This window comes from Pedobacter roseus, assembly GCF_014395225.1.
In the GTDB taxonomy this organism is placed as follows: Bacteria; Bacteroidota; Bacteroidia; order Sphingobacteriales; family Sphingobacteriaceae; genus Pedobacter; species Pedobacter roseus.
This window is the reverse complement of sequence record NZ_CP060723.1, coordinates 5,859,666-5,883,005: the sequence shown is the minus strand read 5'-3', so window position 1 is coordinate 5,883,005 and position 23,340 is coordinate 5,859,666. Positions and strand designations below refer to the sequence as shown.

The 23,340-nt window shown below is 41.0% G+C and carries 19 protein-coding genes; 11 read left to right on the top strand and 8 right to left on the bottom strand.

What is annotated here, in order from left to right; genetic code table 11:
• Window positions 1–27: 27 nt before the first annotated feature.
• Together H9L23_RS24345 and H9L23_RS24340 are read right to left on the bottom strand one after the other, a co-directional pair.
• Window positions 28–3,474 carry a family 16 glycoside hydrolase gene (locus H9L23_RS24345; RefSeq protein WP_187592729.1) on the bottom strand — a complete coding sequence of 1,149 codons (3,447 nt, stop codon included), beginning with the start codon at window positions 3,472–3,474 and terminating at the stop codon, window positions 28–30.
• A 23-nt stretch (window positions 3,475–3,497) separates the two neighbouring features.
• A complete protein-coding gene (locus H9L23_RS24340) occupies window positions 3,498–4,784 on the bottom strand; it encodes a Gfo/Idh/MocA family oxidoreductase (RefSeq protein WP_187592728.1) in 1,287 nt (428 codons plus the stop codon).
• A 195-nt stretch (window positions 4,785–4,979) separates the two neighbouring features.
• On the opposite strand from H9L23_RS24340, the gene H9L23_RS24335 reads away from it, so the two are divergent.
• The 5 genes from H9L23_RS24335 to H9L23_RS24315 all read left to right on the top strand — a co-directional run bounded on the left by H9L23_RS24335 (window position 4,980) and on the right by H9L23_RS24315 (window position 11,018).
• Window positions 4,980–6,233 (top strand): ROK family protein, encoded by a 1,254-nt coding sequence (locus H9L23_RS24335; protein WP_187592727.1) that lies wholly within the window; start codon window positions 4,980–4,982, stop codon window positions 6,231–6,233.
• Window positions 6,234–6,337: 104 nt separating this feature from the next.
• Entirely contained in the window at window positions 6,338–7,120 is a 783-nt protein-coding gene (locus tag H9L23_RS24330; RefSeq protein WP_187592726.1) for an alpha/beta fold hydrolase, read from the top strand.
• Window positions 7,121–7,188: 68 nt separating this feature from the next.
• A complete protein-coding gene (locus tag H9L23_RS24325) occupies window positions 7,189–7,875 on the top strand; it encodes a GNAT family N-acetyltransferase (RefSeq protein WP_187592725.1) in 687 nt (228 codons plus the stop codon).
• Window positions 7,876–7,959: 84 nt separating this feature from the next.
• A complete protein-coding gene (locus H9L23_RS24320; RefSeq protein ID WP_010600649.1) occupies window positions 7,960–8,184 on the top strand; it encodes a CDGSH iron-sulfur domain-containing protein in 225 nt (74 codons plus the stop codon).
• 1,217 nt (window positions 8,185–9,401) lie between these two features.
• On the top strand, window positions 9,402–11,018 hold the full coding sequence (locus tag H9L23_RS24315) for a discoidin domain-containing protein (protein WP_187592724.1): 1,617 nt from the start codon (window positions 9,402–9,404) through the stop codon (window positions 11,016–11,018).
• A 54-nt stretch (window positions 11,019–11,072) separates the two neighbouring features.
• On the opposite strand, the gene H9L23_RS24310 is transcribed toward H9L23_RS24315, so the two are convergent.
• Both H9L23_RS24310 and H9L23_RS24305 read right to left on the bottom strand, forming a co-directional pair.
• Complete coding sequence (locus H9L23_RS24310) at window positions 11,073–11,876, bottom strand: helix-turn-helix domain-containing protein (RefSeq protein WP_187592723.1); 804 nt, start codon at window positions 11,874–11,876, stop codon at window positions 11,073–11,075.
• 521 nt (window positions 11,877–12,397) lie between these two features.
• A complete protein-coding gene (locus H9L23_RS24305; protein WP_187592722.1) occupies window positions 12,398–13,276 on the bottom strand; it encodes an oxidoreductase in 879 nt (292 codons plus the stop codon).
• 153 nt (window positions 13,277–13,429) lie between these two features.
• On the opposite strand from H9L23_RS24305, the gene H9L23_RS24300 reads away from it, so the two are divergent.
• The 4 genes from H9L23_RS24300 to H9L23_RS24285 all read left to right on the top strand — a co-directional run bounded on the left by H9L23_RS24300 (window position 13,430) and on the right by H9L23_RS24285 (window position 16,003).
• Window positions 13,430–13,621 carry a hypothetical protein gene (locus H9L23_RS24300; protein WP_187592721.1) on the top strand — a complete coding sequence of 64 codons (192 nt, stop codon included), beginning with the start codon at window positions 13,430–13,432 and terminating at the stop codon, window positions 13,619–13,621.
• Between the two features lie 100 nt (window positions 13,622–13,721).
• Window positions 13,722–14,153, top strand: a complete 432-nt coding sequence (locus tag H9L23_RS24295; protein ID WP_187592720.1) for a MarR family winged helix-turn-helix transcriptional regulator — start codon at window positions 13,722–13,724, stop codon at window positions 14,151–14,153.
• 4 nt (window positions 14,154–14,157) lie between these two features.
• Complete coding sequence (locus H9L23_RS24290; protein ID WP_187592719.1) at window positions 14,158–15,417, top strand: MFS transporter; 1,260 nt, start codon at window positions 14,158–14,160, stop codon at window positions 15,415–15,417.
• 49 nt (window positions 15,418–15,466) lie between these two features.
• Window positions 15,467–16,003 carry an isochorismatase family protein gene (locus H9L23_RS24285; RefSeq protein WP_187592718.1) on the top strand — a complete coding sequence of 179 codons (537 nt, stop codon included), beginning with the start codon at window positions 15,467–15,469 and terminating at the stop codon, window positions 16,001–16,003.
• A 166-nt stretch (window positions 16,004–16,169) separates the two neighbouring features.
• Here H9L23_RS24285 and H9L23_RS24280 read toward each other — a convergent pair whose 3' ends face one another.
• Window positions 16,170–17,861: an arylsulfatase gene (locus tag H9L23_RS24280; RefSeq protein WP_187592717.1), complete on the bottom strand. Its 1,692-nt coding sequence runs from the start codon at window positions 17,859–17,861 to the stop codon at window positions 16,170–16,172.
• Between the two features lie 283 nt (window positions 17,862–18,144).
• Between H9L23_RS24280 and H9L23_RS24275 the strand changes: the two genes are divergently transcribed.
• Together H9L23_RS24275 and H9L23_RS24270 are read left to right on the top strand one after the other, a co-directional pair.
• Window positions 18,145–18,537 carry a winged helix-turn-helix transcriptional regulator gene (locus tag H9L23_RS24275; protein WP_025146382.1) on the top strand — a complete coding sequence of 131 codons (393 nt, stop codon included), beginning with the start codon at window positions 18,145–18,147 and terminating at the stop codon, window positions 18,535–18,537.
• A gap of 76 nt (window positions 18,538–18,613) precedes the next feature.
• Complete coding sequence (locus tag H9L23_RS24270; protein WP_187592716.1) at window positions 18,614–19,144, top strand: hypothetical protein; 531 nt, start codon at window positions 18,614–18,616, stop codon at window positions 19,142–19,144.
• Window positions 19,145–19,476: 332 nt separating this feature from the next.
• On the opposite strand, the gene H9L23_RS24265 is transcribed toward H9L23_RS24270, so the two are convergent.
• From H9L23_RS24265 to H9L23_RS24255, 3 genes are read right to left on the bottom strand one after another with little or no spacing between them, the layout of a single operon-like run.
• Window positions 19,477–20,355, bottom strand: coding sequence for a glycoside hydrolase family 16 protein (locus tag H9L23_RS24265; RefSeq protein ID WP_223191013.1), 879 nt, complete (start codon window positions 20,353–20,355; stop codon window positions 19,477–19,479).
• 57 nt (window positions 20,356–20,412) lie between these two features.
• Window positions 20,413–21,816 carry a PKD domain-containing protein gene (locus H9L23_RS24260; protein ID WP_187592715.1) on the bottom strand — a complete coding sequence of 468 codons (1,404 nt, stop codon included), beginning with the start codon at window positions 21,814–21,816 and terminating at the stop codon, window positions 20,413–20,415.
• A gap of 11 nt (window positions 21,817–21,827) precedes the next feature.
• Entirely contained in the window at window positions 21,828–23,336 is a 1,509-nt protein-coding gene (locus H9L23_RS24255) for a RagB/SusD family nutrient uptake outer membrane protein (RefSeq protein WP_187592714.1), read from the bottom strand.
• Between the last annotated feature and the right edge of the window lie 4 nt (window positions 23,337–23,340).

Here is a 23,340-nt window from a genome sequence, read left to right as displayed (position 1 = left end):
TATCTCAGGTTATAATGCTAATTTAATTTATTTCTTTTTAGTAGCTGTTTCTTTTTTGCTGAGGTCTTTAATCCTGATGTTGCGAAACTGAACCGGCGAGCCATGACCAAGGAAACCGATATGACCGCTCGTACGCGACAAACCTGGATGTTCCTGGTGATCAGGCGTTCCTCCTTTTTTGAAAGGTTCGATATCTCCGTCTAAAATCACGGTGCCATTAAGGATAACTTTGATCTTTGATCCTTTGGCAATCACTTCTTCGTAATTCCACTCTCCGGTGGGTTTCAAAAAGCCTCTTTTGGCCGGAATGGTTCCGTAAACAGAGCCATGGTACTGGTACACTTTAAGGTCTTTATAAATGGGCGCATCATTATCCAGAATCTGTAATTCCATGCCTGCATAAGCCGCATCACCTTCCAATGGAGCCCTGATGCCTAAACCATTATTGGCACCCGGAGTTAACTGAAACTCGAAACGATAAACAAAATCGCTAAATTCTTCTTTGGTGAATAAATTACCGCCAGATCCTTTTCCAGGCTTTGGACGGATGGCGATGTTGCCATCTTCAATCACATAATCAGTAGTATTACCGGTCCAGCTGTGCATGTTGGTCCCGTCGAAAAGAATTTTATAACCTTCTTTTTTTTCCTGAGCGCTGAGTTCGAAAGGTTTCGGACGAGGGATTTCTTTGATGTAAATATCGCGGTAAGCCACTGGCGATCCGTGTGCCTGTAATTCAATCTGTTCTTCGGTAAAAATTGGCAGGCTTCTGTCCCAGTAATTTTCTAAAATTACGTTATCGGTCACCAATTGTCCGTTCAGGTAAACGGTAACGCGATCGCCTTTCATTAAAATCCTGAAGGTGTTCCATTCATCTAATTTATTATCGGCCACTTTAAGGGGCTTGCTTTCGTTGGTTTGGTTATTGTATAAACCACCAGAACCAACCTGGGCACCCACTTTTGTACGGGCAAGATCCCAGATCTGTACTTGTGGTGTACCACGCAGATAAATACCGGCGTCGCCTTCTCCTTTTTTATCATCGATGATTTTCCAATCTACCAGCATCTCAAAATCGCCGTATTTTTTAACCGTTGCCAGGTTATTGCCATGACTTTGGAACTGCAATTCTCCGTTTATCACTTTCCAGCTTTCCTTTGCTTCGGCATCGGCTTTCACCTGTGCATCTGCAAGGGTTTTGGCATCCATTTTTGATCTTTTGATCGGATCGGCAACCAGGCCTTTCCAGCCCGATAAATCCTGAGCGTTAAATACCTTTACAAAACCTTCACCTGCCTTCATTTCTGAAATGTATTTACGCATGCCTTCCTTTTGATAACCCGCATCGCCACCAGTAATTACAGCGATGGTTTTGTTCAGCAGGTTTTTCACAATATCGCCATTGTAGGTACCAGCCATGGTGATATTCATTACCGCATTTGCCGCAGCCTGTTGTAAAGCTGTATTGTCTAAATACTGACCACCGAATACAATTGCGTTAAAACATTTGGCCTGTTCAGTATCTTTAAGAATCTGCTGCTGCTGCGCCGGGGTTTTAGCCACGACCATTGCAGCACGCAATAACAATAAGCGCTGCTCTGCGGGATAGCTGTTTTTTCTTATCAGACTAAGGTAACCTGTAATGGCCTGGTTTAAAAAATCTGCATTGGTTGTGGTGCGTGCAATGGTGATTAATGCATCGGTTGAGCCTGCATCAGACCATGATGAAAGTGCTTCTATTGCCGCTTTCTTTGTCGCGTCATCACCTGAGGCATAAGCTTCGGAAACCGCTTTTAATGATTTCTGTCCGCCTAAACTAGCTAATACTTTATAAAACAATAATTTCTTATCGGCAGCTGTATTGCCCATTTGTGCTAAGATGGCATCCGTTTGTGTAGCGTTATCTGTACTTCCTTTTACCGAAGCAATGATGGCATCCTGAACGGCAACCAGTTCGGCCTGATCAGTTGTTTTATTCAAAAGGTCAAATAATTGCGCCTTGTTTTCTGCCGTAGAAACTTGTTTTAAAGATAGAAATGCTGCTTTCCTTACTTCAGGATTTTTACTGTTTAACGAAGTATAAATAACAGAGGTTTGATTTGTTGCTGCACGGGCGGCTAAGATATTGATCAAGGCTACCTGAACTTCTGGTTTGGCTTTAGGAACATAAGCAGCCACTTTTGTAGCTACGGTTTCTCCTTTAATCCTCAAAATTCCATTCGAAATAGCAGTAATATCTGCAGCGTCGCCTTTACCCATTAATTTTAGCAAATCATCTAACACCGCCTCCTGACCAAGTTTTACGGCTGCGTTAATGGCTGCCAGTTTTACCTGTTGATTTTCACTTTTAACCAGTTTTAATACATCAGGCAGTACAGATTTTGCCTTACTATTGGCCAGCATATCCAAAATAGCCACCTGCGTTGGTGCATCAACCTTTTTCAGTTGACTCATCCAGGCGGCGCTATTGCTATAATTTACACCAGCAGCAGCAAATTTAACTGCAGCTGCTCGGTACTCAAATTGCTGATCGGCCATGGCCGATAACAGAACCTGTTGATCAGTTTGTGTATCAGCAAGTAATTTTAAGGCTGCAATACGCTCATTTACCTGATCAGCAGCCGTTGCTTTTTGTAAAATCGTTTTGGCTATACTTTCAACCTCAACTTTGTTATTCGTTACATTTTTTTGAGCATAAACCAATAATGCGGCTACAGCATTGGTTTGATCGTATTTATAACCTGCCTGTTCAGCAGCTTTTATTAAAATTTCTTTAGATGAAGCATCGCCGATGTTGGCCAGCGCATATAAACCCACTTTAGTTAATTCTTTGTCGGTACCCGCAGCCAAAGGTGCAATGGCGGTAGCGGCAGCTTTGGTATTGCTGTGCCCTAAAGCTTCTACAATGGCCATTTTTGCTTTGCCGCTTGCTTTATTTAGGCCATTAATTAATGCTGTTGTAGCTGAGGCAGTACCAATTTTAGATAAAGCCCTGGATGCCTCATCGGCCAACAGCTCATCGGTAAGGTAACTTTCTAAACAGCTTACGGCAGCATCATTCCCTACGAGGTCGAACTGACTAATGATAAAAGCTTTATTTTGTTTATCGGTTAATTTAGGCAAAGCTTTACAATAAGCTTTAACAGCCATATCTCTTGCCGCCTGCTGATCTTTTTTAGTTGCAAAAGCAGTAAAACCGCCAACAGCATATTCGATTAAAACATTATTTCCCTTTCCAGAGGAAGTTAAACCGCTGATTAAGGTTACATATCCATCTTCGCCCAAATCGGCAACTTCTTTCATATTGCGTGTTAACTGAGCGGCATCCCGGGCAGGCAACTGCGCCAGCAGATCGGCAATACGTGTGGTTGTAGTCCTTTCGTCTTTTTTATCCTGGGCAAAAACAGTTGAGGTAAATAATGCATTCGAAAGCATTACAATGGCCAACAGCGCCAATATTATTTTTTTATTCATGATGATTGGTATGAAGGAAGGTTTTAAATGGAAAATGGTGCACGCATTACGGGATTAATCAACCTGTTTGCGGCCTCATCATCAATAAACTCTTGCTTAACCGGATCGAATTTTAACGATCTACCCAGTCGCAAGGCAGCCAAACCGATATTTACAATATTACACGAACGGTGCCCGTTCTCTTCATTCAGGGCAAACTTCTTCCTTGTTCTTACCGATTCCGAAAATTCTACAATTTCAGGATCCGGATCAGGAAATTGAGCCAGTTTGCGTTCCAGATCAGGAATATCAGATTTGAAGCCCGGATACAATTTGCCCTTTGGTCCTTCTATATAAGGTACATTGGCATCTTTACCCTCGCCATCCAATATAATCTGACAGCCATCGGCATAGGTATAAGTAATGCGGCGCCATATACCCACAGCATCGGTATGTTGCTGTGGCGCATCTACTTCAACCGAAATCGGGTTGGTATCATCTTTCCCCAGGAAGTATTGTATAGGATCGATGTAATGCTGACCCATATCGCTTAATCCGCCACCATCATAATCCCAATAACCTCTAAAAGTTTGGTGCACACGGTGAGCATTATATGGCTTATAAGGTGCAGGACCTAACCATGCATTATAATCCAGCTCTGGTGGCACAGGCTGAGGCTCTAAATGATCTTTACCCACCCAATAAAATTTCCAATCGTAACCCGTGTGTTTACTTACGGTTACTTTTAAAGGCCAGCCCAACATACCACTATCAACCAGTTTTTTAATCGGTTTTACGGTAGTGCCCATCCCATAAAAAGTATCTTTAAACCTGAACCAGGTATTTAACCTGAACATCCTGCCGTGTTGTTTTACGGCTTCTACCACCCTTTTACCTTCACCAATGGTATGGGTCATCGGTTTTTCGCACCAGATATCCTTACCTGCATTTGCAGCATCAACTGCCATAATACCATGCCAGTGCGGCGGTGTGGCAATATGTACAATATCTACTTCGGGTAACTGGATCAGTTCTCTATAATCACTAAATGTTTTTACCCCTTTATCCAGCATGGCTGCTGCCTGTTTGAGATGGTTCTGGTCAACATCGCAAATGGCCACTACCTGTGTACCTTCATATTCGAAATGTCCTCTTCCCATCCCGCCAACGCCAATTACGGCTTTGGTCAGTTTATCGCTTGGGGCAAGATAACCTTGTCCGCCCATTACATAACGTGGAACAATGGTAAAAGTGGCCAGACCGATTGCCGATTTTTTGATAAAATCCCTTCTGGAGTTGGATTGTTTTTGTGGTTTTTCTTTAGTTTTCATTTTGGTTAGGGTGTTGTATACAATAAGCTGTAACGGGTGGTTATTCCGTGTGGTTTACAGTCTATTATTTAGTTTAATGTTAGCAAGAATTTATTGTATTGGCAAAACAACGATGATTTCTTTACGCATTAAAAAAACTTTAATAAAATTTTAATAGAAGTTATCTATATTTATCAAAATACTATCATTAACCTCATGAATCTTACCCTATTAAATCACTTAATATCAGAACGCAGCGATAAACAGGCCGTGCATAAACACCAGCTCATTAAACATCTTTTTAATTTGAGCGCGGCTTCAGTTTCTTCCTTATGCGAAGTGATGGATATGAGTACCCCCAGTATATTGAAACTATTAACCGCACTGATAGAGGAGGGATGGGTTGAGAAGAAGGGTTATGGTGTATCGATAGGCGGACGAAAACCAGACCTTTACCGTTTGAAAGACAAAAAAATCCTCATATTGTGCATCGATATTGAGTTATTTCATACTAAAATTGCCATTATCGACAACAATTATAACCTGGTGACAGAAGTCAAAACCTTCCTGCTCCCCATTTCAAAAAGCCGGACCGATTTTTTCCATATTTTAAACACAGAATTGCAGGGTTTCTTAAAATCTTCAGCAATTGATCACAAACAGTTAATTGGATGTAGCGTGGGCATGCCCGGCTTAATCGACGCAGAAAAGGGTGAGAATTACAGTTACTTTTTAAACGACGTAGAAAACACTTCTTTAACGGAGGCTTTTGAAAAGATATTAAATTTACCTGTGGTAATCCAGAACGACGTAAATGGTTCATCAATGGCCGAATTTACACATGGAATGGCTAAAGGCAAGAAAAATGTACTCGTACTATTAATGGATTGGGGCGTTGGTTTGGGCATTATCATGGACGGCAAGCTGAGGCGCGGCAACTGCGGTTTTTCAGGCGAACTCGGTCACATCCCTTTTGTTGAAAATGGGGTATTGTGCTATTGTGGCAAACATGGCTGTTTAGAAACCGTTGCTTCGGGAAATGCTTTATCGGAAATGGCTAAAGAAGGTATTTTATCAGGAAAAAACTCGATGCTTAACAAACTCACCAACGAGGAGCTAGAAAGAATTGAACCTGCCGTAATCATCAAAGCGGCCAACAAAGGCGATCAGTACGCCATCCAGTTATTATCGAATGTGGGTACCTATATGGGCAAAGGGATCTCGATGCTGATCCAGTTGTTTAACCCGGAACTGATTGTTTTAAGCGGCAAAATTGCCGAAGCAAAGCAGTATATTACTTTACCCATGCAACAGGCCATCAATATGTATTGCATGACGCAGATTCGGGAAAAAACCACCATTGCCTCTTCGGAGCTTGGCGAAAACTCAAGGTTGTTGGGTTATACTGCATCGGGTATTGATCAATTTCTGGAAGCCTGCATCAAAAAAGCCAAAAAGTTAAAGAAATAAGGCTTTAAAATGGCGCAATAACCCCTAAACTTGTCTGTTATGGGTGCCTTATTTTCAGCCATCTTACTTAGCTTTGTTTAGTAACATTCAAATTTTCTAAACCAATGGAAACTTATCATAAAGCCGGACATGAGCAGGTAAATGGCATTAACATGTATTATGAAGTTTATGGCGAAGGAGAAATCCCTCTCGTATTAATCCATGGCGGCGGCTCCACCATTCAATCAACATTCGGCAGGTTTATTCCTTATTTGGCCAAATGCGGCAAGGTAATAGCAGTTGAACTTCAGGCCCATGGACGAACCAGCGACCGCGACCAGCCAGAATCTTTTGCCCAGGATGCAAAAGATGTGACCACTTTATTAAATCAACTCAAAATAGCAAAGGCTAATTTTTTGGGTTTTAGTAATGGAGGAACAACTGCGCTACACATTGCTGCCCATTATCCCGATGTAGTAAATAAAATCATTGTGATATCTGCTAATTACCAACGGGAAGGTTTAATTGAAGGTTTTTATAATGGCTTTGGAGATGCTACTATCGACCACATGCCTGAACCACTGAAAGCAGCTTTCTTAGCTGTAAATCCAGATCAAATGGCATTGCAAACCATGTTTGAGAAAGACAAACAGCGGATGCTCGATTTTGTTGACCTTCGTGATGACGATATTAGGGGAATCAAATCCCAGGCCTTATTAATGGTAGCAGACCGTGATGTAATCAGAGCTGAACATGTGGTAAAAATGTCGAAATTGATTTCAAATGCACAGTTGGTTATATTGCCTGGCGTGCATGGTGCCATGATTGGCGAAAACCTGAACCCGGATGTAAGCGATAAAACGATCGGGATTACGGCGCACTTTGTACAGACTTTTTTGAATCAATAATACCACAGAGATAATCTATACGGTTAAAATTTACCCTCGCGTGATTTAGCTTTTAATATCTTTGCCGGATGGAATACGTATTGGATAATCCCATTTATCATGCCTTAAATTCTGGCCATGCTCACCTGGCAAAAGGTGTTGATACGGTAAAATATTATATCGAAGATATTACGGCCTTTGCCGGGTTAAAAGATAATTCGCAGGAGGATTTAGATACGCTTTATCAGATCAGTCCTCCTGAAAGCCTTTTTGTTTTTTTCGCAAAAACACCAGTCAAAATTCCTGAACAGTGGAAATTATTGACGCATATTGATATGTTCCAGTTTATTTTTCGGGGCACAAAAGTTCCCGATACAGATGGAGCCGAACTCACAGATCTTGATTTTGAACATGTTGCCGAAATGATTGATCTTGTGGAATTGACTAAACCAGGGCCTTTCCTTGCTAAAACGATCGAATTGAACAATTATACCGGCGTATTTGTTAACGGTAAACTCGCATCTATGGCTGGTCACCGCTTTTTCCCCAGCCCCTACCGCGAGGTAAGCGCGGTTTGTACCCATCCCGATCATTTGGGGAAAGGCTATTCCTTTAAGATCCTGCAGGAACAGATTAAGCGCATATTGCTCCGCAACGAAATCCCTTTTCTGCATGTAAGGAACGATAATGAGGCTGCCATCAAACTCTATCAGAAACTGGGTTTCGAAATCAGGACCGATATGATTGCTTATGTGATCAAAAAAGAGGCTTTATAGATTCAAGGGAGAATGTTTCTAAATAGAAATCAGCAAAAAAATTGCGGTTTTTATGGCTTAGTTTTGCTGAACAAATAACAAAACATGTCTAAAACAAAACTTACCATTAACAATAACGGCTCTGTTAAAATTGAGGGCGATTTCGAAATTGTAGATAGAAACGGAAACGTTTATGGCTTACAGGGCAGAGAAGTACTTTCTATCTGCCGTTGCGGTTTATCTAAAAACAAACCTTTTTGCGATGGTGCACACAATGGCCATTTCGAACATGAGGCAATCGCATTCGATCTTCCTCCTAAAAAAGTTTAAAATCGATCGTCATCTCGACTGAAGCGCAGCGAAATGGAGAGATCTATCAAAGTAGATTTAACTTCGCTGAACCCCGGGTCTCGACCTTGTTGCACTTCGCTCGAAATGATGGTAATTCGATTGAACTATAAGTAAAAATTAATTGAAAATAAGATATTCATTCTTTTTTGGAAGTGAGAAGTCTAATTCCCTGAAGTGGCCTGCAGCCCCGCTTTCCCTCCTGCCGTTTTTAAACCCTAGAAAAAGAAAATATTCCGATAAAACGGCATCTGTACAATCGGGCTTAGGTTCGAAAGGTCTGTTTTTTGCACCGGCCTTGCTCAAATAAACCTGATCCGATAGCTATCGGATGGATGAAAGATGATGCAGTTTCTTTGAATAAGCAAGCCACTAAAGTTGTAAGGAAAGCAGGACTGATTTAACCGATGAGCAGTGATTCTGCTTTCCTAAAAACACTTTCTTTTTTTTGGAAGTGAAAAGTCCGGTTCCCTGTGGCGGCCTGCAGCCCCGCTTTCCCTCCTGCCGTTTTTAAACCTTAGAAAAAGAAAATATTCCGATAAAACGGCATCCGTACAATCGGGCTTAGGTTCGAAAGGTTTGTTTGCACCGCCCTTACCCAAATAAACCTGATCCGATAGCTATCGGATGGATGAAAGCTGATGCAGTTTCTTTGAATGAGCAATGCCATTGAAGCTGTAAGGAAAGCAGGACTGATGTAACCGATGAGCAGTGATTCTGCTTTCCCCAAAAAAACACCATTTATCTTTTACTTACATGGTGGTCTGTAATCCACTATCCCTCCAGTAAACTTCATTTATAGAAAAAACTGAACAAACGTTTGTCTTTTTAACCATACAGCCAAACTTCCTCTCTTTTTCAGAGCAATGACCAAGCTTTAGCGGAAAAACGGTCTTAAAAAGCAACTTTTTTATATTAAATAAGCTGTTTTTCACACTTTAAAGTCTGATTTTCAAAAAAAATCATCAAACGTTTGCGTTGAGTTTCTTTCGCTGCCAGTTACCAATTGTGTTTATCTTGATTTAAACAATAAACAAATCTAACACAATCACTTATGATTTCAATTCTACTAAAAAAGCATTGTCATTCTCCTCTTCAGTATCTATTCCTTTGTTATTTCCCCCTTTTCCCCCAACACTGAAATCTAAAATCCCATTTATACCTAACCAATATTAAACAACCTAAACCTCTAAAAAACTATGAAAAAAATTGCCTTTTATGCCTGCATATTGCTTGCAGCGCTTAGCACGGCCTGTCGGAAAAACCAGATCGCAGAAAATCAGGAAATTTCGCCGACGTTAAAGAACAAATCCTCATTGGTAAACCCTAATCTGATTACACAAACACACAACCTTAACCTGATCTATTTTGTGCCTAACGACCTGGATACACTGGCAGGTTTCAGAAAAAGATTAGGTGATTTAATGATCTGGGGCCAAAATTGGTACAAAAGTGAAATGCAGCGCAATGGATATGGTGCCAAATCTTTTGGTTTATTGCCTGATACCAGTAACGGTTTAGTGAAAATTATCCTGATAAGGGGGAGCCTGCCAAAAAGCAGTTATCCTTATTCGGGCGGAAGCGGTGCAGTAGCCAGCGAGATCAACGCTTATTTTGCTGCCCACCCTACTGAAAAAACCAGCGAACATACTTTAGTTATCATTCCAAGATACAGTTTCCAGGCCGATGGCACACCAAGCGGCGGTCCTTTTTATGGAACAGGCAGATGGTGTTATGCACTCGATTATGAAGGTATGGACATTAAGAACCTTGGAAAAACGGATACAGAAGGTAACCGTTTTAGCGTATGGTTTGGTGGCATGATGCACGAACTGGGGCATGGTTTAAACTTACCACACAATTGCCAAAAAGTATCAGAAAATTCAACACTCGGTATGGCTTTAATGTGGGCAGGTAACGGAACGCTTGGTAAATCTCCAACCTTTTTAACCGCTACCGATGCTGCAATTTTAAATGTGAACCAGATTTTCAATAATGATAATAAAACCTACTATGGTGCAGTTACTGCATCTGTTGATAAAATACATGCGAGTTATTCATCAACCAAAGGTGCCATAGTTGTTTCAGGAAAATATTCTGCCAGTGTAAAGGTAAACAGCATTGTATACTATAACGATCCGAACGTAAATAATGAAGGTACCGGCGTAAATCACGATTATAATGCTACTACCTGGGAATCTAAATCAATAGGTTTGGATAGCTTTTATGTCGAAATGCCTATTTCTGATCTGCAATACAAATCTGACGGCATTCCTTACGAATTAAAGGTAAAACTGGTGCACGAAAATGGAACAGTAACCGAAACCGTATATAATTATACTTTCGCCAGCGGAATACCTGTTTTAACTTTTAGCACCCAGAACGAATTAAGCAAAACCGGCTGGTCTATTGCCTCTTTCAGCTCTGAAGAAACCAGTGGCGAGGGCACGGTAAACGGAAGGGCGAGTAAATTAATTGATGGCAGCTCTGCAACCTACTGGCATTCGAGGTGGAGCAGTTCTGCAACCAGCTATCCACATACCATTGTGGTGGATCTCGGCTCACTTAAAACAGCAAATGGGTTAAGTTTAACCCAGCGCAGTGGCTTATCAAGGGCAGTTAAAAATTTCCAGGTATTAACCAGTACCGATGGTATTAATTTTACTTCGGTAAACAATTATGTAGCCGCCAATACGAATGGCGCGCAATATTTTAGCTTTGGTACGCCAAAATCGTTAAGATATTTTAAAATCATTGCTAATTCAGCTTACGATGGACTGCAGTTTGCAGCGCTTGCTGAGCTGGGATTATATTAAAAATACAGATTGGATTTTAGATCTAAAAGAATCCCGGTTAACCGGGATTCTTTTTTAAATGCCCACCCGCGATGGCGCCATTCCAAAGGCTTTTTTAAAAGCAAATGAAAAATGAGAAAGGTCTTTAAAACCCACTTCCAGATATACATCCGACGATTTCCAGCCTTTTTCTGTAATCAGGTAATAAGCATCGTTCAACCGCTTTTTCTGTAACCAGCGGTTAGGTGAAAGGTTAAAAGTTTTCTCAAAATCTCTTTTAAATGTAGCTAAACTTCTCCCCGTTAAATAAGCAAAACGGTTAATATCTACGTTGAATTTGTAATTGGCATTCATGTATGCTTCCAGATCAATTTTTCCGGGTTCCGAGAAATCGAAAAGCACATCTTTTAGTATGGGGTTGGTCTGCAACAGGATCATTACAGCCTCTTTAATTTTTAAATCAACCAAAGCCTGGTTGGATGCATTATTTCCGTCGAGATAAGGCCATATCGAATCGATGTAGTTTTTTAATAAACTGTTACTTTCGAGTGCCAAACCTTTAAGGTTATGGTTGGGCTTTTCCATTTGCAGGTTATATTCGCTGCTGATGCTGTGCAGAATCTCCTGATCAATGGTGATACTGATGGATTTAAACTCCCCACCTGCTGGCGGATATTTGGTATATCTTGCTAACTGGTTACGCCTGAAAAACCTGAAATCGCCATCCGAAAATGTAAATTTCTCTCCGCCTATAAATATCTCCGAAGTACCCGCAATCACCAATCCTAACGAATGGCTGGGGATAAACTGTTCACCTTCGCTGCTTTTTTGGGCATAACAGGAAAACATGATATCTGGACGTTTGACTTGATTTGGCATGCTGATCAAATTTAAGGTTTTTAAGGAGATTTGGTGTACTTTTTAACCACGGTTACCCCACTTGCCTGGCTTACTATTTTTTACCACAGGTGCAAACAGATAAACACAGATCTTAGTCATGCAATACGTCATCTGTGTTCATCCTTTTTATCTGTGGGTAATATTATTTATAATTGCCACGGAGGCACGGAAAACACAGATCTTAATATTACTATGTGTTACCCCACTTGCCTGGCTTACTATTTTTACCACAGGTGCACACAGATAAACACAGATCTTAGTCATGCAATACGTCATCTGAGTTCATTCTTTTTATCTGTGGTTAATATTATTTATAATTGCCACGGAGGCACGGAAAACACAGAGAAATTTATCTCCGTGCAAATCTGAGCCTCCGTGGCGACATAATTGTCTGATCTTAACTGGAGCAAGGATCCTTCGACTCCGCTCAGGATGACAAAACGAGCGAAAGAACTATTCTATAAATCCTCCGTGCAAATCTGGGCCTCCGTGGCTGAAACTTACTTCTTTATAAAAGATTTTCCCAGATCAGTGGCTAAAAAATTCTCTGCTTCATCATGATCGGTTGATAAACTCACTTCCATCCATTTTTCCATTTCGGCAGTTCTTGCAGCATCGGCTTGTTTCAGTAAGCCAATGGCCTCGCTTCCCAATACCAAATGTACGGGTGGCTCAGGGCTTTCTACCAGATCAATCATAACTTTTGCAGCCTTTTCCGGATCGCCCATTGGCACAAAATTGCCGCTTTTAAAGAAATCAGAACGTTTTTCGACCGAATTTTCATAACCTTCCACCGCAGGTGCATAAGTCATTGAATCGCCAGCCCAATCGGTACGGAAACCACCTGGCTCTACACTGGTAACATAAATACCTAAATCTACCACCTCTTTTGCCAAAGCTTCGGTAAAGCCACCTAAACCAAATTTTGCGGCCTGATACATGCTCAATCCTGCATTGCCCACACGGCCACCTACCGAACTGATCTGCAAAATCCTGCCCGAAAGTTGTTTGCGCATAAATGGCAATACAGCACGGGTAATCTCAATCGGCGCATATAAATTAGTCTCCAATTGACTGCGCACCTGTTTTTCAGTAAAAGCTTCGGCAGCACCTATAATTCCAAAACCCGCATTATTTACCAATACATCTATTTTACCAAAATGTTCTATGGCAGCCTCTACCGCTAAATTAACCTGATTGTAATCGGTAACATCTAAAGTGATTGGCAAAACCTGATCACGATATTTTTCTACCAAATCTTTTAAGGCTTCGGTATTTCTTGCTGTTGCAGCAACCATATCTCCTTTTGCCAATACCTGTGCGGTTAGGCTACGTCCCAATCCACGGGAGCTACCTGTTATAAACCAAACTTTTTTCATTTTTTCTATCATTTAGTAAATCAAAGGTAGGTTGAACTGCATGGCAAAGCTTTGTTAAAAGGCTCAATTTACTTTGTTAAAAAGCTCATAAAATTTTATCGGAACCTTTTTAGATGAAGTGATGTTAAATAATGGTAATCAGTTAAATATATTATGACGAAGGCAAAGAAAAAAAGCAAGAAAAAAAAGGACAAAAAGAAAGGCAAGAAAAACAAACTAGGCGTTAAAAATTCGCTGGTGAATAACATCAATGCCAGAAAGAAAAAAGGTAAATCTCGATCGAAAAAGAAATCTAAGATCAGCAAAAAGGCTTATAAGAAAATGCAGAAGGGCTGGAAAAAGTAGTCCATTTGTAAATGCTCTGTCTATTTTTTTAATAACATAGTTTCTTAAAAAAAAATAGCTTTATATTTGTAAGGTAAACTTATAAGTTTTACTTACAATAATGAGTACGAAAAATAGTCATAATATCGCTGCACAACTTCGCCCTGTTTTAACCAGGCTGGTGCGAAAGATGCGAAAACTTTCGCCCATCGATACCCCGTTATCGCAAACCGAAAGAGCAGTGTTGGTCTCCTTAGAAAACCAAAGCCTTTTATCGGCAGAGCTTGCTGTGATCGAAAAAATAACGCCGCAATCAATGGGACAGGTGATTACACATTTAAATTCACTTGGCCTGATTGAAAAAACCCCATCAGCAACCGATAAACGTAAGGTGTATCTTTCCATTTCAACATTAGGAAAGGAAATGATCCAGCAGGTGCGGAATGAGCGCGATGAATGGCTAAGCAAGGCTATTTCTGAGGTTTGCACTGCCCAGGAACAGGAAATTTTAAAAGCAGCAATTGGTCCGATGGCTAAACTTGTTGAATTTTAAGAAAATGAAAATCAGCACATTTAATGCCTTTAAAAGCCGGAACTACAGGTTATATTTCGGCGGCCAGTCTATTTCGCTAATCGGCACCTGGATGCAGAAAACTGCCGTAAGCTGGGTAATTTATTCCGAAACGCATTCTAAATTTATGTTGGGCTTAACGCTTTTTGCCAGCCTGTTCCCTTCATTTATCTTTTCTTTTTTGGGCGGCGTGGCTTCCGACCGTTATAATCGCTACAAATTATTGTTGATCACGCAAATCGCCTCAATGATACAGGCGGTATTGTTAACCTTGTTGATTTTTTTCAGGCACTACTCCGTATGGGAAATTATTGCTTTAAGTGCTTTATTAGGGCTGATCAATGCTTTTGACGTTCCGGCAAGGCAATCGCTGGTTTACGAAATGGTTGATGATAAAGCCGATCTGCCCAATGCCCTGGCACTAAACTCATCGATGGTAAATTTATCAAGGTTAATTGGCCCGGGTTTAGCAGGACTAGCGTTAGAAAAATTTGGCGACGACATCTGTTTTGGGTTAAATGCGGTAAGTTTTATCGCAGTTATCGGTTCGTTATTAATGATGAAACTGCCAAAATACATGGCCAAGCCGGGCACTAAAAATGTAGTGGAAGAACTGAAAGAAGGTTTTGCCTATATCAAAAAAACACCTTCCATCAGCATTATTTTGATGATGCTGGCGCTGATCAGTTTAACCGTTTTACCCTTCAGTACGTTAATTCCGGTTTATGCAAAAGATATATTTAAAGGCACCGCTTCCACTTTCGGCGTAATTGACAGTGTAATCGGTTTAGGTGCCTTTTCGGGTGCAATTTTTCTGGCTTCGCTAAAACCAGGAAGAAATCTTCGAAAAATACTGGCCATCAATACGCTGATTTTCGGTTTGAGCCTTATTTTATTTTCACACACCACCTACTACCCCATCGCATTGGTTTTTGCGACCATTTCTGGCTTCGGCATGATGTCGCAGATTACCATTAGCAATACCCTGATCCAAACGACTGTTGATCCATCAATGCGTGGCCGGGTAATCAGTTTTTATGCCATGGCCTTTTTTGGTATGCAACCACTGGGCGGATTGCTCGTTGGCGGCATCTCACAATGGATCGGCACACCTGATACCGTTTTATTGGAAGGTGCAATTGCCCTCATCATTGGCGCATTTTTATACCGGAGACTCCGGAAAGAAGAAATCAAAAACACGTCCATCAAACCAGAAATTAACCAGCTCGAATTAGAAAAAGTTTAATTTAAATCAATACAAAAATGATTACTTCAATAGATAAAAAACAGCTTTAGTGCTCATCGATCTTCAGAAAGGGATTTTACAGTTTCCAGTCGCAAAACCTGTTAACGAAATTTTGGAAAAGGCCGCAGCATTAGTTTCGGCATTTCGCAAGGCAAATCTGCCTGTTGTAGTGGTAAATGTTGATCCTACAAAATCTCTGCTCAATAATTTACGCACTGATGCCAATGCAAAATTCACCAGTTTTCCATCGGAATGGTTCGAAATTGCTCCAGAAATTAAAACCATTGAAGGTGATATTTTCATCACCAAAAATGCATGGAACGCTTTTACAAACCCCAATCTGGATATTGAATTAAAAAAAAGAGGCATTACAGGAATTGTTTTGGCCGGTATTTCTACCAGTGTGGGTGTTGAAGGAACCGCAAGGGCAGCCAGTGAGCATGGATATAACATTACTTTCGCCGAGGACGCCATAGCAGATACCAATATCGATGCGCACGAACATAGCGTAAAACGTATTTTCCCGAGGTTGGGAGAAGTTGGTGAAACGGATAAGATTATTGAAGTATTGGCGGCCCACGTGTAAAATGGCCATGCAGGCAGCTGCGGTAGGTCGTCATTCCCAACTTGATTGGGAATCTTAATGCAAAATGATTGTTATTTCATAAGCATTAAGATTTCCGCAAACGCGAGAATGACGACAAATCTAAATATAATTAATTCTTTCCATCCGTGTCTCACCGACCGAAACCTTATCGCTTCGGCAGCACGTGGTTTTCCTTCGCCAAGGCCTGCCATTTTGCAGTCAGCTCTTTTACCTTATCAGGATGTTGGGCGGCTACATCATTCAGCTCCGTTCTATCACTTTTAATATTGTAAAGATGCCAGGTAGAATCATCAGATAAATTCACCATTTTCCAATCTCCGGCACGTACGAAACTTGCATTAAAATGCTCATTAAATAAAATTTCGTGGCCATTTGAAACTTTTCCTTTTAAGGCAGGCACCAGGCTCAGGCCTTGCATCGGTTTAATACTGTTGCCCTTATACTTCTCTGGATATTTGGCATTGGCTAATTCGACAAAAGTAGTCATGAAATCCATTACATGTCCTACCTGATCTGTATAACTTCCTCTTTTTGCAGTTATTCCTTTTGGCCAGAAAGCAATCATTGGTGTATGTACACCACCTTCATAAGATTGCGCTTTTGCCAGTTGATAAGGAGTATTGGCTACATTTGCCCAGATCGGTCCGATGGAAGTATAACTCGTCTGCGGACCCGGCATTACCTTTTTATATATCGGATAGACTATTTTATCGCCTGCCCTGGTTTCACTAGGGCGATCAAAACCTGGCCCGTACCGCATGGCATCTTCGGGGCTTGCACCATTGTCACTTAAAAAGATGATCAGTGTATTATCCAGTTGATTGGTTTCTTTCAAGGTTTTAATGATCCGGCCAACGCCCTGGTCCATACGATCGATCATGGCTGCATGTACGGCCATCGCCATTTCATCAAAAGCTTTTGTTGGGTTATCTTCCCATTTCATGGTTGATTTCCGTAGAGATAATGGAGCTGTTTTAGGGTCAATCAATCCCATCGATACCATCTTTTTGTATCTCGCTTCCCGGATGGCATCCCAGCCCACTTTGTAAGTATCTTTATATTTAGCAATGTCTTCGGGTTTTGCCTGTAATGGCCAATGAGGGGCGTTTTCGGCAACATAAAGGAAAAAAGGTTTATTACCTTTACTAAATTCGCGGATGTAGGTGGCAGCCGTATCATTAATCGCATCGGTATGGTAATAATCTTTGGGCACGTCTTTAATGGGGGTGGTACCACTTACCAGACTAAAAGGATCAAAAAAATCGACTACACCCCAGAGTGTGCCGAAGAATTTTTCAAAACCCCTGCTGGTTGGATATTGATCTATCGGAGAAAATAACGGGAAAGAAGTTTTATGATTCAGCCAATCCAACTGTGCCTGTGGTGTGGGCTGCTCGATGGTATTGGAAACATGCCATTTGCCCGACATTGCTGTTCTGTAGCCAGCATCTTTTAACACCTCGGCCAACGTTACCGTATTTTTGGTGATGGCGCCGCGATATCCTTCTATATTCCGGTCGGTTGTCATTTCGCCGATGCCGGCATTATGGTTGTAAAGCCCTGTTAATAATGCGGCACGGGTAGGGCAACAGCGAGAGGTATTGTAAAAGTTTTTAAACCGTACCCCTTCGCTGGCGAGGTAATCAATATTGGGTGTTTTAATTTCTCCTCCATAACAACCGATATCAGAAAAACCCAGATCGTCGGCCAGGATTACAATGATATTTGGCCTTTTATCCACCACTTTTTTAGGTTTAGGTGTATTGGTAAAAGCGGTTAAAATGCCAATCGAAACGATTAAAAACAGGGCTGAATATTTGGTAAATGTGCGCATCATAACCCAAATTAAGATAAAATTCGGAAAGAGCGTATTTCATCAATTAATTTGTTGCAAATACAGCTAAATCGTTTTATACATTATCATTTTGAAGGCAGTGAAGAACCGCGAAGTAATCACGGATATGATTAAAACATAGATGGAATAATATGAAGCTATGAGATAATAACTTTAAGTTTTCGGTTATTGCGGATATCCAATAATTATGTAATATTACTATCAAAAAGATACTAGTATCCAAAAGGATAGCAGTATCCTTTATGAAAGCATATACCTTTGTATTATGGGACCAGCAAAAGAACACCGTAGTAAAGAGGCTTGTACAGCCAGCTTAAATGCTGTAAAAGATGCACTTTATGTATTAAATGGTAAGTGGAAACTGCCTTTAATCATCTCTTTACAGGAAGGGCCGAAACGGTTTAATGAAATCCAGAAGTCGGTGGGAGAAATTACACCAAAAATTTTATCAAAAGAACTAAAGGATTTAGAATTGAATGAGTTTGTAGTGCGCAAGGTATTTTCTACTACACCAGTTACGGTAACTTATGAACTAACGCCTTACAGCGAATCGCTGGATAAGGTAATTAATGAGTTGAGGGAATGGGGCTTAAAACACCGCGAAAGATTGGTAAAAAACAGGAAAACTGAGCCCATTTTAGAGGCGATGAGTGCTTAATCAGTCCTGTAATTGCCAGAAAAAGCAAAAAACTGATAATGATAAAATTCGGCTATCTTTGTACAAAATAAAATCGATGGCGGTATTACATAAAAAAGAAGAAAAAATTCAGGCAGTGCTGGGTAGGTTACCTAAAAAATATACAGATGAACAGTTTGTAGAGATGTTCATCAGACTTTACTCTAAAGATTGGGGTAAAATTAAATCGGCTTATATTAAACAATCTCAGGATAAAGAGCCTGGAACAATCATTAATATGCCTAAACCAGAGGTGTATTTAAGGCAGATTTTAGCCAATTACCTGCAACAAGATCATGCTCCTAAAGCAGAAGAAGTGAAAGAAGAGGTTGTTGAAGCACCAGTTGTTGAGGCTAAAAAAGCAAAAGCACCGGCCAAGAAAAAAGAAGCAGTAGCGGAAGAAGTTCCTGCCGAGGTTAAAAAAGCTAAAGCGCCTGCAAAAAAGAAAGTTGAAGTAGCGGAAGAGCCTGTTGCAGAGGTAAAGAAAGCAAAAGCGCCAGCCAAGAAAAAAGCCGAAGCTACAGAAGAAACTCCGGCGGTTGAAAAGAAAGCAAAAACCGCAGCGAAAAAGCCTGCACCAAAAAAATAAAAAATATTTTATATCGAATATAATAAATCGCCTTTTTGGTTGTTTATATATATGAGAGCGTTAATTTAGATGACGGGGATAGGTCGGTATGATCGATCCCCGTTTTTTTGTGTGTCATTCTGAATGCAATGAAGAATCTCTAGCCAATAAAACACTGTTCTAATTCAAACCACCACAACTCCGCTCGGGATGACAAATTTTATAGAATTTTCCGTGTTTTCAGTGCCTCCGTGGCAAAAAAGATTTCAATCTGGTCTGTGGGAGACAGACCACGGAACAGCACAAAAAAAGCCGCTGAATCCTCAGCGACTTCACAATCAAACTAACGTATCTTATTTATCGATCATTTTGTAATAACGGACATAATCTACTTCCATTTTTTGTGGCCAGATCTTATCATCAATACCGTTTGCTCCGCCCCAATCGCCACCAACAGCAACATTTAACAACAGGTGGAAACGTTTATCAAAAGGCCAAACCTTGTAACCCGTTCCTTCATTGGTAAATTCAAATACCTTTACATCATCGTAATAACCCCGGATGGCAAAAGGTGTCCAATCTACACGGTACAAATGGAAAGCTGTACTTGCCCCATCAATTTTTTTTGTAATGGTTTTCTGGGTATTAATTTTGAAATAATAAGCTTCGCTATGGGTACTAAAATGTACCATATCCTGATCGTAGCCCACATGTTCCATAATGTCTATTTCTCCTGATTTAGGCCAATCGCCATAAGCACGGTCGGTTGGTAACATCCATATTGCAGGCCATGTACCTTTTCCTGTCGGAAGTTTCGCCTTAATTTCGAAACGTCCATATAAAGCATCAAGTTTATTACGGGTTACCATACGGGATGAGGTGTAGGCCATGCCGCCCATATTCTCTTTTTTAGCGGTAATGGTTAATATTCCGTTAGCCACATTGGCATTATTGGTGGTATTGGTGTAATACTCCAGCTCGTTATTTCCCCAGCCACCACCTCCGGTATCGTAATCCCAATTGCTCGAAAGCGGCGCACCGTTATTGGTAAATTCATCGGCCCATGTGGGGGTAGTTTCAAAAGCCCAGCCTTTATCAACAGGTGGTCCAACTACAGGCGGTACATAAACCAAGCCTTCATCTCCCCCTTTTTTCGAACAGGAACTCAATGCCATTGCACCAATTGCAAAAGCAAAAACCACACTTTTAAAATGCTTTACTGAATGTATCATGTTATAAATTTTTAAAACAGGCAGTTTGCTATTTACAAACTGCCTGTGAATCAGGCTTTACTTAAACTCAAAATCATCGATGTAAAATATGCCCGGAGCAGGATGACCTTCGCCACCCAACTGAACCACAATTTTATCATATAACGTTTGGGCAGCCGAGCCTGAATAATCGAACTCTAACTGTATCCACTTATTGTAATCGGCAGCAGCAATTGTTTTAACAATCTCGATCTGTGTCGTATAAGCGTTGCCACCCAACAGCGAGTTTTGCAGCTTAACCGAAACTTTTGGCTGTAATTTGGTAAAATCGTTACCCCCGGGAATGAAAACTTTTAAACGGACTTTGTTTTTTGCCGCAAGGTCAAAACGGTATGGTAAGGTTACATTGAGGTTTCCATACTGACCGTCATCGCCTGTTCTTTTTTCATAATAACCCACTTTTGCGGATGTATTAACAGGAAATTTGCCTGGATTATCGTAAGGACTTGTAAAATTGATGTTCTCCGCCGTCCAGGTGAAGTTCGATGTACCCTGGAAATCATCAGCAAGGTTTGCGGCCTGAATCGGCTTTTGCACAATTGGCCTTACATAACCTTTTCTAACCAGTTTTAAATACCAGGCATTGCCACTGTTGGCTTTATCCAAACAGCGCAGCCACATTTCGTTTTCATTTAACGATAAGATCTGATATTGCGAAACGCCAAGATAATAACCTATAAAACCTCCACCAGAAATGGTAATGTATTTCGCACCATTGGTTTCGGTAACCAGCCAGGTTAAATTGGTGGGTGGCGTATAATTTACCGTTGGATCATTTGAACCTGTTGGTCCACCAATACCCGGCGCGTTAGATGCATTGGCAAAGGTTGTGCCTTTATTGTCGTATGTATATTTTAAGGCATTCATGTTGAAAGTCATCTCATCATCGTAAAAGCCTAGTCCGACTTTCTCATCAGGACCAGCCTGATACCAGTCTGGCGTTTGAGAAGTTACAGGACCAACACCCAAATGTCCGGCAGATTTCTGATCGATCACCCAGGTAAAACCTGTAGCGTTTGACAAACCACCTGAAAGGGTGGTAAAAGCTGGGTCAGTTAACATGGCAGGGTTTGTAGCTGCAATAACCACCGATTTGGTACTCGAAACCGAACCACCATCAGTAACAATGGTTAATTTAACGGTATAGGTTCCTGCAAGTGGATAAGAAGCGGTAACCGTATTGCCATCAGCAGTTGCGCCGTTACCAAAATCCCATAGGGCCTTGAAACCTGGCGACTGATTAACCAAAGTAACAATATTGGCATTGGTGGCAGTAGGCGTTACGCTAAACTTAACCTGATCGGCCGTGGGTGCAGCACCCAAATCTTTATGTGTATTTCCTTTTTTGCAGGCACTAAAGCTCAGCAAAAGCAGCAAGGCCATAAACCCGGCTGTTTGTTTAATGATATAATTTAATTTCATGATATATTTAATTAATTATAGCCTGGATTTTGTTTAATTACCCCTTTTGTAAGATCGATTTCCTGCTGTGGGATCGGTATAAATTCACTTTTACCTGCTTTATAACCCACCGGACCTAAAACGGTAACGGCCCTGCCACTGCGAACAAGATCAAAGAAACGGTGCCCTTCAAAAGCAAGTTCTAACCTGCGCTCGTTGAAGATATTATCTAAAGTTGCAGGAACCGCAGGCAAGCCTACCCTTGCCCTTACAGCAGTAAGTAATGATAATGCACGAGTTGGATCGCTGTTTAACCTCACCAAAGCCTCAGCTTCCATTAAATAAGTATCGGCCAAACGCATTTCAATTTCATCAATCGGCCAGTTTAATTCGGCAGTACCACTGTTTGAACGGTATGCTTTTAATGGCGCATATTTTTTGATAAAATAATCGGTGTTCTGGTACCTTCCGTTATAAGTTGCGCCTGCAGCTTTTAATGCAGCACCATCTATGATAGAAGTGGCAAATCGTGGGTCAGTTTTCATGGCATTTACCAGGCTCAGCGTTACCGGACAGAAGCCCCAACCTGCAGAATATGTATCGCCATTGTAACTGTCCATACCCACAAACTGCGTACCTACGTTACCTTCTCCACCGTTAACCCAGCCCCAGTCGCCCCAGGCTGCCAAATTAGAATGTGGAATTTCGAGGATTACTTCAGCATTGAATTTATTATCCGGCCTAAAAATATCGGCATAATTTGGTAATAAGGAATATCCATAAGGATTTCCAACCTTGTTGATATCGTTAAACAATGTAGCCGCTTCCTGAAGTTTGGCATTATCATTTTGATATAACAATACCTTTGCCAGCAATGCTTTTGCAGCCCCCATCGAAATCCGGCCTTTTTCGTTCGTAGCAATGGTGGTAGGCAATGAAGGGTATGCTTCGCGGAGGTCTTTTTCTACCTGTGCATAAATTGCTGCCGGTGCAGATTGTGTTTGGGTATACAACTCTCCTGTAGGGATGGTAGCTGTAATTAACGGAACGTTTCCAAAAAACCTTACCAGGTCGAAATAGAAATACGCCCTTAAAAATTTAGCTTCTGCCGTAACCCTGGTTTTAAAACCCGCACTTAGCGTTGTTGCTTTTGCAATTTTCTCTAAAATAATATTGGCGCGGTTAACTCCCGTAAAGTTTTTACTCCATAAACCCACCTGTGGTCCTAACCTCGAATCCATATTGAAGTTATCGTAAGCCACCCAGCCCGGCTGATCGGAAGCATTACTGCCACCCGCAAAACAATCGTCGGAGGCGGCACTAAGCAGTGGCTGTTTCATGGTATAACCACCCGTTGTACCCCATTGCATTACATCATAAACCGATATCAGGCCCTGATAAACCTCGGTTTCATTACGGTAAAAATTTTCTTCTGTTGCAGTTCCTTTGGGTACAAGTTCTAAAAAGTCTTTTTTGCAAGAAACTGTTAATTGCATGATCACCAAAATGGCAATCGAATATTTTATATGTCTAATTTTCATATCG